This is a genomic window from Mesorhizobium sp. WSM4312, from assembly GCF_002294875.1.
In the GTDB taxonomy this organism is placed as follows: Bacteria; Pseudomonadota; Alphaproteobacteria; order Rhizobiales; family Rhizobiaceae; genus Mesorhizobium.
This window is the reverse complement of record NZ_NSFU01000030.1, coordinates 46,543-59,365: the sequence shown is the minus strand read 5'-3', so window position 1 is coordinate 59,365 and position 12,823 is coordinate 46,543. Positions and strand designations below refer to the sequence as shown.

Here is a 12,823-nt window from a genome sequence, read left to right as displayed (position 1 = left end):
CCCCTGTCTTGAGCCCGCCCCACCTCAACCATCGCCGATCCTGTACTCAGTGTCCGAGCGCTTTGAGCCAGCCTTCGAAGGAAGAGGCCTTCTCGTGTTCAGCAAGCGAAACAGAGTGGGCGGGGCGCGGCAACACCACAGTACTGCGGCCTTCGCGGGGGCTGTAACCGAATTCCTTGCTGAATGCTCGGCTGAAATTAGCCGCTGAACTGAACCCGAAGGCCTCGGCAATATCAACAATCCGCCGGCTGTCCGCCGGATCGCTAAGCGCAACATGGGCTGCCAGAAGGCGGCGGCTTTGTATGTAATGAAGAACACCACCGCTCGGTTCGAACAATTGATAGAGACGGGAGCGTGATACGCCGAGAGCCCGGCACATTGAATCCGGCGTCAGATGAGCCGCATCCAGATTGTTTTGGACGTATCGACGCGCTCGCTCCATCAGCGCGACACTCGCCAATTGTTCAGCGGCCGCAGCATGTTCCGTCGGAGGCGCGAGGCAGGCAATGATCATGCTGCGCGCTGCGTGTACGATGCGGGGCAGATCTTCAGCCGTCAGACTGCGCAGTCTTGCTTCGACGCTATTGACGTAGTCGACCAAGAGATCGGCAAAGTTGCCGGACAGAATTGAATTGTTCTTTGCGTCGAGGGTTGACGCCGCATCAGAGAACAAATCACGCGGCAGATAGAGAAAGAGACTTTCCGAGTCCGTTACCCTCCCGCGAAACGGATAGCCAAGCGATCTGATCTCCAATTTGCCCGACAGGTTTTCCGCAACGCGGCGATCCACCTCCGTCCACGACCGGCCAGTACGTGGCAAGACGATATACCAGTGATCGATCGAACTGGATCGGAGCTTCGCGGCGGAACGCATGTAGCTATGTGCCGGCGCGCGCTGTTGAACGATCAGCATGCCGCCGAGATTCCAAGCCGTGTGGTCGGCGGGAAAGCCATCGTCCGGCAATTTGTCATCCGGCAACCTGACCTCGACAAGCGGTGTCATATGCGCTTGCCATGCGGCGAATTGATCCTCTGGCGCCAGTTCGAGCGTTGAAAAGGACAAAGGTTCGAGCGCCGGCCCGAGCGGCGGAGCAGCCTCATTGTGAGGTGGACCTTCGCGCGGCCAACGACGCCGATCAAGGTCCCGCAGCTGCCGCGCAGGGGCCTCGTCTTGCCTTTTAGTGTCCATCGCGTGGTGCCATATCCGAATCGGGTATGCCCATGCCCCCCACAATCATGTGGTGTACGTCAGGCATCTGGCAAGACTGCGGAACCCAAGTCGACAAAAAACGGCGATCACGCTGGATCGCAGCAAGAAATGCATTCCGAGATAAGTTTCTGGATGCGAAGATAACGACACTCTTCGACTCGATGCGTATAGATTCTGGCATGGTGAAATATTAGTCGAGGAGGCTACCGAGATGAACGCAAAGCTCAACAGTGAGGCTCGCCGCAAGATAATTCTTGATGGATATGGCAACAACGAGCCGTTGAAAGTTATTGCGGAAAAGATCGGATGCTCACTGGCGAGTTTGAAAGTCACCGCCAGTAAACTCGGCTGCACTCGAACCGCGAAAGAGGCGGCGGATTTTCGGCGAGGATTTCATGTCCCGGAACACAAGCGGCAAGATTACTACCAGCTTATGATTGCTGGTCAGTATAAAGCTCGTGAGTGTGCGCTGATTTTGGGACTCTTAACAGAGGAATCATCAGGCGGCAGATAAACTTATTCCAATACACTGTGGGCGATATTATCACGTAAGGATTCCATCACGTCAGCGGTTTATCAGTAAAAGCCCGCCGCCAAGCACGGGGGCAGGCCCTGAAAGGTTCGCACAGATGCTGCGTCGGCGTTTCAATCACACCTGCCTGAGCCCCCTCGACCTGGCTAATTGCGAGCGCGTGTTCGATCAGGTCTGCGCGGATGAGAATCTCGACCCTTTGGACCCGGACGCAGAAATCTTGGCGGTGATGGTTGTGGCCATTTTTCGAAATGCTCACACCAGCGAGCGCGAACTTCTGGAGGCGGTCAGGTCTCGTCGGCAAAAGGCTCCGGGAACCGAGCACCAGAGCAATTACAGGAAAGTGTGAAGCGGTTGCCGGGCTTGGGATCATGGTACGAAGCGAGTGGGATGTGGCTGATGATCTGGCAACGGGGAGATTGCAGGCTATTCTCTCGCGTTGGTCATCGCCGCCTGCTGACGTGGTTGCACTGCTTCATGCCCGCCATGGGCGGTCGAATGGATTCCTGCAAGCGCCCAGGGGGGCCCTAAACTCACCTCCGTGGCGTCGGTGATAATGTCCGCTTTCTCGCATGGTCTTCCCCCTGAAGCTGCCAGTCGGATACCCGGCCCCATCTCGGCCGTTTAGTGATAAGGCTGCGGACTGAACCGTCCAATAGAGCTGACTGTGTGCCGCGATACCGTGACAATAAAAAATGGCGACTCTTCCCGCTCTCCGTTCTTCATTACGCATCAAGTGCCCCCGACGGTTCTGCGTTTCCTTTCCAGCCGTCCGACTGAGCTGACAGGTTGCAGCGTCTGAAGTAAATGCCGGACTGTCTCGCGGAGGGTTTTGACGTACTAAGGCGTGCAAATCGGTGGGTCGGAAAGGAACGACACCGGAACGTGACGTAGATCGGGCAAAGACGCTCTCGTCAATTCAGGCGGTGGTTGAAGCGATCGATCCTGAGATCATCGAGCGGCGTTTCGCAGCGGTCGGTCACAATGAGTTCGGCCATGGCGTCGCCAACGCCGGGGCCGAGCTGGAAGCCGTGCCCACTGAAGCCAAAGGCGTGGAATAGCCCTGGCGTCGTCGCCGAGCGTCCCATCACCGGCTGCATGTCCCTGACATAGCCTTCGCAGCCGGACCAGGTGCGGATGACCGCGACCTTTGCGATCGCCGGCAGCAGCCGCGCCACTGCCCGCAACTGCGTCGGCAGGCGCATGGGGTCGGCGCTGGCATGACCCGGATCGAGGTCTACCGCCACCCGTTCGGCCGCTCCGCCGAAGACGATGTTGCCCCGTTCGACCTGGCGTAGATAGGCGCCATGGTCTTTGTCGCGCGTCCAGATGCCGACCACCGGCAGGATCCGATGCGGCAGCGGTTCGGTCACGCCCATTTGCGGACCGCGGGCGTCAAGCGGGACTTCTTCGCCGAACCCAGCGGCGATGCGCGCGCCCCAGGCTCCGGCGGTGTTGAGCAGGCACTCGGAGGCGAATGTGCCCTTCGAACTGGTGACAAGGAAACCGGAGCCCGTATAGGTGGTCTTCCCGACCTCGGCTCCCTCGATGATTTGCGCCCCCAGTTTGCGGGCCGCTGCGGCAAAGGCCGGCGCTATCAGCCGTGGATTGCCGCTGCCGTCATGCGCAGAGAATGACGCGGCGATCGCGTCGGCGCCGAGGCCGGGAAAGCGGGCGCTAATCTCGCGTGGGCCGAGTTCTTCCAGGTCGAGGCCCCAGGGCTGCGCGGCTTGGGCATAGGCCCGCATGTCGGCAAGGCTTCCTTCATCGAAGATCAGCCGGACATGACCGGTGGCGCGGAACTCGACGTCGCGGCCAAGCATCTTTTCGGCTTCGCCCCACAGTCGGAGCGAGCGGTGGGCGAGTGGAAGCTGGGACAGATGGCGTCCCGTGCGCCGGATATTGCCGAAGGAGGCGACTGTCGCTCCGGTGCCGACCCGATTGCGCTCGATCAGCGTCACGCGCGCGCCGCGCCGGGCGAGGAAATAGGCCGAAGCCGTCCCCATCAGTCCGCCGCCCAGCACGATCACATCCATGGTTATTCCCTAGAGCATGATCCCGAAAAGTGGGAACCGGCTTTCTCGGACAAACGGTTTCCGTTTGTCCAGAGATCATGCTCCAACAAAGAGCTGGATGATGGCTATTCGACCAAATGTCATCCTCATCCAGCGCGGAGCGGACAATCCCTGAAGGCGCCGATCTTGTCGGCACCGCTTGATTGCGTCAAAGATGCGTTTGGACAACAGCCATAAGCTTAGCCTATGGAGTGGCAATGCGTGCCCGTCAGCTCGAAGTGTTCATCGCCGTCATGCGCGCGGGCACCGTGACCGCCGCGGCGCGGATGCTGAACATCTCCCAGCCCGCGCTCAGCCAGATCCTGCTCCACACCGAGGACGAACTCGGCTTCACGCTGTTCGAGCGGGTGAAGGGCCGGCTGCGGCCGACCCCGGAGGCACTCGAGATCTTCGCCGATGCCGAGAGGCTGTCGGCGGGGCTGGAGGGCTTGCGCCGCAAGACCACCGACCTGCGTTTGGGCCGGACGGGGCTGGTGCGGGTCGCGGCCTCGCCGCCGCCGGCCATGGCTATCTTGCCGCGCGCATTCACCAGCTTCCGGGCGCAGCATCCCGATATTTTGCTGCGTTCCCACAGCGCGCCGATCGCCGCAATCGTCGACATGTTGCGTGCCGGCGATGCCAGCCTCGGCGTGGCCTTGGACGACCGGCTGCCTCCCGATATCGATGCGGAGGTGATCGGCAGCGTCGGCTTCGCCTGCCTGCTGCCCGCCGGGCATGAATTGGCCGGGAAAACCGAGTTGAGCCTCGCCGATCTCGCCGGGGAAGAGTTGATATCCTATCGCGGAAACACCCGCCCCGCCGACGAGTTGGCCCACGCGGCCCGCGCGCAAGGTGTGGCGCTTTCGCCGTCGCTCGAGATCGACGTCTCCATCTCGGCGGTCGGCTTCGTTCAGGCCGGCCTGGGTGTCGCCCTGGTCGACGCGCTGCTGCCCTGGCACCAGTTTGCCGGGCTTGCCGTCAGGCCGCTCGCGAATGGGCCGGAATTTCCGATCGCGCTGCTCACGTCGCGCACACGGGCTCTCTCGCGGGCCGATGAGATGATGCGCGACCAGATCCGCACCGCCTGCTCCGTCGTGCTGGGCGGTGCCAGGGCATAAGCAAGACTTATATCGTTCCTCGTCATACGTCTTGGACCCTGGCAATCCTGTCGTGTCAGCTTTGGTTGGCTGACAGGAAGGGACGCATCATGGATGGTGTCATCACGGCCAACGAGGCGCGGAACGAAACCGACTGGAAGGTCGGCGTCGATATCGGCGGCACATTCATTGATTTCTGCGCGCTGGAAGCCCGCTCCGGTCGCGTCGCCTCGCTGAAAGTGCTGACGACGCCGGAGGATCCGGGCGCCGAGCTGATGACGGGCCTCACGCTTCTGGCCGAACGCGAAGGCTTTGATCCTGCCCGTATGACGCGCTTCGTGCACGGTACGACGGTTGGCATCAACACGATCATCCAGCGCAAGGGCGCGCCGCTCGCGCTGTTCACCAATGCCGGCTTCGAGGACGTCATCGAACTGGCGCGGCTGCGTATGCCGGACATGTATTCGCTGTTCTGCGCGCGGCCGGATCCGCTGATCTCGCGCGACATGGTTTTCGGCATCCCGGCCCGCATGCGTGCCGATGGGAGCGAATCCCGGGCGCCGGACATGGCGGCGGTGGAAAGGGCGGTGGCAGTGGCAAAAGCAAACGGGGCGCAAGGCATTGTCGTGTCCTTCCTCCATTCCTGGCGCAATGCCGCCCACGAAGTTTCAGTGAAGGCGACGATAGCGCGTCTTGAGCCCGACCTCTTCGTCTTCTCCTCGGCCGAGGTCTGGCCGGTCATCCGCGAATACGAGCGCAGCTCGACCGCCATCCTCAACGGCTATGTCCATCCGCGCGTCTCCGGCTATCTGACGGCGCTGGAACAGCGGTTGAAAAGTCGCGGCGTGCCGGCCCGTCCGATGCTGACGAAGTCAAACGGCGGATTGATGAACGCTGCCGAGGGCAAGCGCGCCTGCGTGAATATGCTTTTGTCGGGAACGGCCTCCGGTGTCATCGGCGCCGCGTGGCTGGCGCGTCAGGCAGGCGAAGACAAGATTCTTACACTCGACATCGGCGGCACCTCGGCCGACTTCGCGCTCATTATCGGCGGCGAGGCGCAGTTCGGCACCGGCGAGCTGATCGGCGAATTTCCTCTCCATATCCCCTCCGTGTCGGTCAGCTCGATCGGTGTCGGCGGCGGCTCGATCGCCAGTGTCGATGCGCAGGGGGTGCTACGGGTTGGACCGGAATCGGCCGGTTCGACGCCGGGACCGGCCTGCTACGCCCGTGGCGGCGAGAGGCCGACGGTGACGGACGCCATGGTGGTGTGCGGATGGCTCGGTCACAGCGAGATGGCCTATGGCCAGCTCAGAATCGATACCAGCCTGGCGCATCGCGCGGTCGGCGAGCTTGCCACCCGGCTCGGCCGCCCCATCGAGCAGACCGCGCAGGCGATCCTCGATATCGCGGTGTCGGAGATGTTCGTCGAGGTCGAGAAGCTCGCCTCGCGCGCCGGCGTCGACTTGCGCGACTTCACGCTGATGCCTTTCGGCGGCGGCGGGCCGATGCTCGGCGCTTTTCTTGCCCGCGAACTCGGTATGAAGCGCGTGATGGCGCCGCGCCGCCCCGGCGTGGTGTCGGCGCTCGGCGGACTGGTGGCGGATTTGCGCGGGGATTTCATTCGCACCATCTTCACCCCGCTCTCGGGCGTGTCGCTCGCCGGAATTCGCGAGGCCTTCGAGGCGCTGGCGCAAGAGGGACGCGACTGGCTTGCGGCGCAGGGGCACGACGCGGCCGCGGACCTCACTTTCTCCTGCGACATGCGCTATGTCGGGCAGAGCTATGAGATCGAGGTTGTCCTGTCGCCGCAATGGTTGGCAGATGGTGATGCGGTCGCCATCGCGCAGGCCTTCCATCTCACCCATCAGCAGCTCTACGACTTCCACGACGTTGATGGCGAGATCGAGCTCGTGAACGTCCGGCTGTCCGCAGTGGGCGCGGGGCCGAAGCTCTCCCTCCCGGAGACCGACGAGATCAACGCTCCGGCAATCCCGGCGCGCCGTCTTCCCGTCTACACGGGCGCGAGCGTCGAGACCGTCGACCTCCACAACCGGCAAACCCTTGTGCCGGGCAGCACGTTCCACGGGCCTGCCGTGGTCGTTCAGGAAGACACCACCTTCGCCATTCCTGCCGGAGCGCAGGCAAGGGTCGACCGCCATCTCAACCTTCTGCTGACCTTCGCGGAGTAACGCCATGTTTGACCGGACAAACCTACAGGTTCTGGCGAACCATGCCCGCGCGGCCGCCGAGAACATGGCGCACACGCTGCATCGCACCGCGCACTCCGCTTTCGTCAAGGAGACGCAGGATTTCACGGTGATGCTGATGGACCGTTCAGGCGCGACCTTCGCCGTGCCGATGGAACTCGGTGCCACCTGGTACCCGGGGCTTTCGTATCACCGCGCGATCGCGATGGTCGACGACTACCGGCCGGGAGATGTCGCCTTCACCAACGATCCCTATTCCGGCCACGTCGCCACGCACGCGCCAGACACGCATCTGTGGAAGCCGGTCTTCGTCGACGGCGACATCGTCGCCTGGACCGGTGGCCATATCCACAACACCGACATGGGTGGTGCGGTGCCGGCTTCGCTCAGCCGGGCACTGACTGAAATCCATCAGGAAGGCATCCGCTTTCCGCCCATGAAGCTGGTGAATGAGGGCATCTTTGACGAGTCGATCCTGCGGATCATGAGCACCAATGTTCGCAAGCCCGACCTCAACATCGGCGACATCAAGGCGCTGGTCGGTGCGCTCAACACCGGCGAGCGCAAGATCCAGGCAATGGTGCGAAAGTTCGGCAAGGCCGGTTTCATCGAAGGCGTTTCCGCGCTTCTCGACCAGGCGGAAGCGCAGGCGCGCGACGTGCTGCGTTCCATGCCCGACGGCACATGGGAATTCTGCGATTATGCCGACGAGGATTCCGCCGAGGCCAATCCGTGCCGGCTGAAGCTGAGGCTGACGATCAAGGGCGATGCGGCGGTGCTCGACTTCACCGGCTCCGATCCGCAGCTCGGCTCCTCGCTCAACGTGCCTTCGGGCGGTGACCCGCGACACACCATGCTGCTGGTGGGCGTCTACTACGTGCTCTATACGCTCAACCCGAAGATCCTGCTCAACACCGGCCTGACCCGGCCGTTCACCTGCATCACGCCTCAAGGTTCGGTGCTGAACCCGGTCCATCCCGCCGCCGTCGGCATGCGCTCGCTCACTTGCGCCCGACTGCGGTCGGTCATCTTCGGTGCCTTCTCGCAGGTGATGCCCGAGCGCCTGCCCGCGGCGCCGGCCGGCAACAACTGCATCGTCAACGTCATGACCACTGACGAGCGCACCAGCCGGACCGTCATCACGGCGGTGAATCCCGTGGTGGGCGGTGGCGGCGCGATGCCGCATCGCGATGGGACCAATGGATCAGGCGCGGATGCCGCCTATCTCAAGAACACGCCGATCGAGATTACCGAGACGGAGACCCCGGTCGAATTCCTGAAATATGGGCTCGCCAGGGACAGCGGCGGCGCGGGGCGTTGGCGCGGCGGGCTGGCGACAGAGATGGCCTTCCGCGTCTTCGCTCCTGATTCCAGGATCACGGCCCGCAACCGCGACCGCAGCTTCTTCCGTCCCTGGGGCGTGCTGGGCGGCAAGGCGGCCGGCCTGTCGGACATGATCGTCAATCCAGGGACCGAGCACGAGCGGCGGCTGGGCAACATTGATACCACTGTGCTGCAGCCCGGCGATGTGCTTGAGGTCCGCTCCGCCGGAGGCGGCGGACGCGGCGATCCACATCAACGCGAACCCTGGCGGGTCGCACAGGATGTGCGGCGCGGCTACGTCTCGACGACAGCTGCCGAGCACGACTATGGCGTCGTCATCCGTGGCGGCGAGATCGACGAGCAGGCAACGGGGCAACTGCGTGCGCGGCAGGAGCCGGCCGCCGGCCACTTCCATTTCGGTCCGGAGCGCGACGGCTACGAAGCGCAGTGGACGCCGGACGCCTATGACCGGCTCACTGCCATATTAAGTGGTTTGCCGATCCATTGGCGGTTCTTCACCAAGACGGAGATTTTCCGCCGCATGAAGGGGCGCTGGGGACCGGAGGGCGTCCAGGCGGCCTTCGATGCTGTCTGCGAACGCTTCCCCGAACTGCCGCGTCCGCGCCCCGTGCGAGAGGCCGCGGAATGATCATCGCCGACCGTATCGTCAGGCTGGCCGAGTTCGACCGGGCACAGGTGCATTTCTATCTCGACGGGCAGATGTGCAGTGCATTGGCGGGCGACACCGTGCTGACCGCCATGCTGGCTTCAGGCCACGTATTGCGAAAATCCGAGTTCGGGCCCGAGTGGCGCGCCGGGTTCTGCCTGATGGGAGCCTGCCAGGATTGCTGGGTGTGGCAGGACGAGGGACCACGCCTGCGGGCGTGCTCGGCCCTTATCGTGGAAGGCCTGCGGTTACGCACGACGCCGCCGGAGAGCTGGCCATGAGCGAGACGACGCCGCCTCGGATCGTGATAGTCGGCGCTGGCCCTGCCGGCACAAGGGCCGCAGCCATGCTGGTCGAGGCCGGGCTCCATCCGGTGGTGATCGACGAGGGGCAGCGCGCGGGCGGGCAGATCTATCGCCGTCCGCCTGCCGGATTCGGCCGCACCGCGAAACAACTCTACGGATCGGAGGCGGCGAAGGCCAGCGCGCTGCATCAGCTCTTCGACCGGCTGGCCGAAGAGAGGCGCCTTACCCATTGCGCGGGAAGCTCGGTCATCGCCGTGCAGAAGGGTAGGCTGCATGTGCTGGGGGAGGGCGGCGTGCAGCTAGTCAGCTATGACCGCCTGATCCTTGCCACCGGCGCGTCCGACCGTGTCGCTCCGGTCCCGGGCTGGCAGAACGCCGGCGTCTACAGCCTCGGCGCGGCCCAGATCGCGCTCAAGGCGCAGGGCGTGGCGCTTGGGCGGCGCATCGTCCTGATCGGATCGGGGCCTTTGCTGACGCTGGTCGGCGCCCAGCTCGTCAAGGCTGGAGCCGATGTGGCGGCGGTGCTGGACACTTCTCCCTGGCATCAGCAGATGCGAGGGCTCTGGCAACTTGCCGCCCGACCGCTGGTGGCGCTGCGCGGTCTGGCCCTGCGAGCAAGGCTCGGCGGCCGCTACCATGCGGGCGTGACGCTCGAGCGGATCGAGGCTGACGAAAAAGGTGTCACGGCGATGCGCTGGCGCGACGCCAGCGGCTGGGAGCACTGCACTCCTTGCGACATGATAGGCATGGGCTGGCACCTGCGGGCGGAGACGCATCTGTCCGACCTGGCGGGATGCGCCTTCACCTATGACGAGCAGTGGCGGCAATGGCTGCCGAAGACCGACCAGATGGGGCGCGCTGGCAACGGGACCTATCTCGCGGGCGATGGAGCTCGTCTTCTGGGAGCAGACGCTGCGGAGATCGCGGGGCGTCTGGCGGCAGCGGCGTGCCTTGCCGATCTTGGATTTCCAGCGCCTTCCACCGCGGCCGATCTGCGCGAGCTTGCGCGGTTCGAGCGCTTTGCCCGTGGCCTGGCTTGCGCCTTTCCCTGGCCGGCAGCGATGACACGGGCGCTCCCCGACGATGCGATCGTCTGCCGTTGCGAGAACGTGACCGCCGGAGATGTACGCGAAAGTGTGGATTTCGGCAGCGGCGAAGCGAACAGGGTGAAATCGCTGTCGCGCGTCGGCATGGGGCGATGCCAGGGACGCTATTGTCAGTTGGTCGCCGTCGAACTCATCGCGGCGCAGACCGGCTGCACGCCTGGTGCTGTCGGCCGGTTGCGCGGGCAAGCGCCTGTCCGCCCGGCGCCTGTCGGCGCTTTGCTGCGGGACGGCTGATGCGGTTTCACAGCGATCCGGAGTGCCGGAACTTTGGGTTAGAAGTCGGCAACCTTTCCCCAGACCGAAGTGTCGAAGCGCCTGGGATCATAGGATTGCGGATCGACGATCGGTTGCGACCCTGTCATCAGATCGGCGACGAGGTGCCCGGCGCCGGGCCCGATGCCGAAGCCGTGTCCCGAGAACCCGGCAGCCAGGAAGAAACCCGGAACACTATGGATCTCGCCGATGGCAGGCACGCCATCCGGCGTGCTGTCTATGTAGCCGGCCCAGGCCGCGCTGATCCTGGTCTTTCGAAGTTCGGGCAGAAGTTCGAGTGCCCGGGCATGGGTCAGGCGGATGGTCACCTGGTCCGGAGTCGGATCGAGGATGCGCATCCGCTCCATCGGCGTCGGCTGGTCGAGCCGCCAGCGGCGGAGCGTTTCGTGGCCCGAGCGCACACCCTGCAGGCCGCCGGGCGCGAGGCTTCGCCACCGCTTCAGGAACATGGGCAGGAACTGCGAGGAGAAGCGCAATTGCTGCGGCGTCACGTCCACGCGGCCGCGTCCACTTATGGCAAGCGTGTAGCCGCCGTCGCCGCGTCGTGTCGCCGAAATCCTTGCCGTGTGCAGCGCATCCGGCAGGCCCTCGGCGCCGGGCGAGACCGACAGAATGGAGGAGCGGATCGACGCCTGCGGAAAGCGGAAACCGAACTGCCGGCAAAAGGAGGATGCCCAGGCGCCGCCGGCCAGCACCGCCACCCTGGTCCGAATCGTCCCGCTTTCGGTGATCACGCCGCTCAGGCGTCCGCCCTCGGTCTCGATGCCACGCGCGGCACAATTCTGGTGCACGGAGCTTCCGAGCTCGAGGATGGCCCGGGCGACCGCGGGCGCGGCCCGCGACGGATCGGCGGTGCCGTCGGTCGGCGAGAAGACACCGCCCTTCCAGGTCCGGCCAGTGGCGCGACCCCGCTCGCTGGCCTCGGCGCTGTCGAGCATGTGCGTGGTGACGCCGGCCGTCCTGGCGAAGTCACGCCAACGCACCCAGCCGGCCTGTTCCGCCTCGTCATTGCTGAGATAGAGCAGGCCGCAGCGGCGGAAGCCAGTGTCTTGGCCGCTTTCCGTCGCGAAGCTGTCCCACAACTCAAGGCTTCGGGTCGCCATCGGCAGTTCGCGGGCGTCGCGGTTCTGCTGGCGGCACCATCCCCAGTTCCTCGAGGACTGCTCGGCGCCAATGCGGCCCTTTTCGACAAGCGCCACCTTCAGGCCGCGCCGTGCCAGATAATAGGCCGCGAAGATGCCGACGATGCCGCCGCCGATCACCACCGCGTCCGCGGTCCGCGGCGGTTCGCCAGATGTCTCGATTTGCTGCAGTGGTGCGCGCATGGTCTCTCTGTCTTGACGCGCCAATCTACCGTGTTGTGCAGGCAGCCGCTGCCGCAGTTGAAGTTGAAGCAGAATTTTATTCCGGCAGCCCGGTCGAAATCGGGAGCCACTGCGTTTCAAAGCGCTGTCCACTTGGATGGACAGGCCAACGGGCTGTGGTAGTGTCAATGCCTACGAGCAAGGCAGCATTTTGTGCTGCGGCATGCGTTCTGCGGAGACGGCCATGAAACTGGATCGGATCGACATCAAGATTCTACACGAATTGCAGAAGAACGGCCGCATCACCAATGTGGAACTGGCTGATCTGGTGCATCTGTCGCCGAGCCCGTGCTTGATGCGGGTGAAGAAATTGCAGTCGGAAGGCTACATCGAAGGCTATTCCGCGCAGGTCAATATCGGCAAGCTCGGCCAGACGCTGACCGTGTTCACCGAAATCACCTTGAAGAACCATCGCCAGGTCGACTTCGCCCGCTTTCTCGCCGTTGTGGAGAAGATTGACCAGGTCATCGAATGCCACCTCGTGTCGGGCGGCTACGACTATTTGATGAAATTCGTGACCGCCGGCATCGCCGAGTACCAGACCATCATGGAGCGGCTGACCGACATGGATATCGGCATCGACAAGTATTTCAGCTTCGTGGTGCTGAAGTCCCCGATCGTCAAGGCGCACATGCCGCTGCCCAGCCTGTTTCCGAGGTGAGGCACTGCCGCCTATAGTTTTTGC

11 protein-coding genes and 1 pseudogene are annotated in these 12,823 nt (G+C 63.9%); 9 read left to right on the top strand and 3 right to left on the bottom strand.

What is annotated here, in order from left to right; all coding sequences use genetic code 11:
* Window positions 1–46: 46 nt before the first annotated feature.
* Entirely contained in the window at window positions 47–1,189 is a 1,143-nt protein-coding gene (locus CK228_RS32155; protein WP_095775974.1) for a helix-turn-helix domain-containing protein, read from the bottom strand.
* A gap of 232 nt (window positions 1,190–1,421) precedes the next feature.
* On the opposite strand from CK228_RS32155, the gene CK228_RS35055 reads away from it, so the two are divergent.
* The 3 genes and pseudogenes from CK228_RS35055 to CK228_RS36165 form a co-directional block, all read left to right on the top strand.
* The gene (locus CK228_RS35055; RefSeq protein WP_142876677.1) at window positions 1,422–1,724 is read left to right on the top strand and encodes a hypothetical protein; all 303 of its coding nucleotides are present in this window, start codon (window positions 1,422–1,424) and stop codon (window positions 1,722–1,724) included.
* A 115-nt stretch (window positions 1,725–1,839) separates the two neighbouring features.
* A complete protein-coding gene (locus CK228_RS32150) occupies window positions 1,840–2,091 on the top strand; it encodes a hypothetical protein (protein ID WP_095790433.1) in 252 nt (83 codons plus the stop codon).
* A gap of 1 nt (window position 2,092) precedes the next feature.
* Window positions 2,093–2,239 (top strand): annotated as a pseudogene (locus CK228_RS36165) (LysR family transcriptional regulator); the annotation flags it as partial.
* 417 nt (window positions 2,240–2,656) lie between these two features.
* Here the strand turns inward: CK228_RS36165 and CK228_RS32145 are convergent.
* Window positions 2,657–3,778, bottom strand: a complete 1,122-nt coding sequence (locus CK228_RS32145; protein WP_095790432.1) for an FAD-binding oxidoreductase — start codon at window positions 3,776–3,778, stop codon at window positions 2,657–2,659.
* Window positions 3,779–4,014: 236 nt separating this feature from the next.
* On the opposite strand from CK228_RS32145, the gene CK228_RS32140 reads away from it, so the two are divergent.
* The 5 genes from CK228_RS32140 (at window position 4,015) to CK228_RS32120 (ending at window position 10,735) form a co-directional block, all read left to right on the top strand.
* Window positions 4,015–4,914, top strand: a complete 900-nt coding sequence (locus tag CK228_RS32140) for a LysR family transcriptional regulator (protein ID WP_095790431.1) — start codon at window positions 4,015–4,017, stop codon at window positions 4,912–4,914.
* Window positions 4,915–5,003: 89 nt separating this feature from the next.
* Complete coding sequence (locus CK228_RS32135; protein WP_095790430.1) at window positions 5,004–7,082, top strand: hydantoinase/oxoprolinase family protein; 2,079 nt, start codon at window positions 5,004–5,006, stop codon at window positions 7,080–7,082.
* A gap of 4 nt (window positions 7,083–7,086) precedes the next feature.
* Window positions 7,087–9,072: a hydantoinase B/oxoprolinase family protein gene (locus CK228_RS32130; RefSeq protein WP_095790429.1), complete on the top strand. Its 1,986-nt coding sequence runs from the start codon at window positions 7,087–7,089 to the stop codon at window positions 9,070–9,072.
* A complete protein-coding gene (locus tag CK228_RS32125; RefSeq protein WP_095790428.1) occupies window positions 9,069–9,371 on the top strand; it encodes a (2Fe-2S)-binding protein in 303 nt (100 codons plus the stop codon). The genes CK228_RS32130 and CK228_RS32125 overlap by 4 nt, the downstream gene beginning before the upstream one ends.
* Window positions 9,368–10,735, top strand: a complete 1,368-nt coding sequence (locus CK228_RS32120; RefSeq protein ID WP_095790427.1) for an FAD/NAD(P)-binding oxidoreductase — start codon at window positions 9,368–9,370, stop codon at window positions 10,733–10,735. Before CK228_RS32125 ends, CK228_RS32120 begins: the two co-directional genes overlap by 4 nt.
* Before the next feature lie 38 nt (window positions 10,736–10,773).
* Here CK228_RS32120 and CK228_RS32115 read toward each other — a convergent pair whose 3' ends face one another.
* Window positions 10,774–12,099, bottom strand: coding sequence for an FAD-binding oxidoreductase (locus CK228_RS32115; RefSeq protein WP_095790426.1), 1,326 nt, complete (start codon window positions 12,097–12,099; stop codon window positions 10,774–10,776).
* Between the two features lie 223 nt (window positions 12,100–12,322).
* Here CK228_RS32115 and CK228_RS32110 point away from each other — a divergent pair, with 223 nt between their 5' ends.
* Window positions 12,323–12,799 (top strand): Lrp/AsnC family transcriptional regulator, encoded by a 477-nt coding sequence (locus CK228_RS32110; RefSeq protein ID WP_038644676.1) that lies wholly within the window; start codon window positions 12,323–12,325, stop codon window positions 12,797–12,799.
* Window positions 12,800–12,823 lie beyond the last annotated feature (24 nt).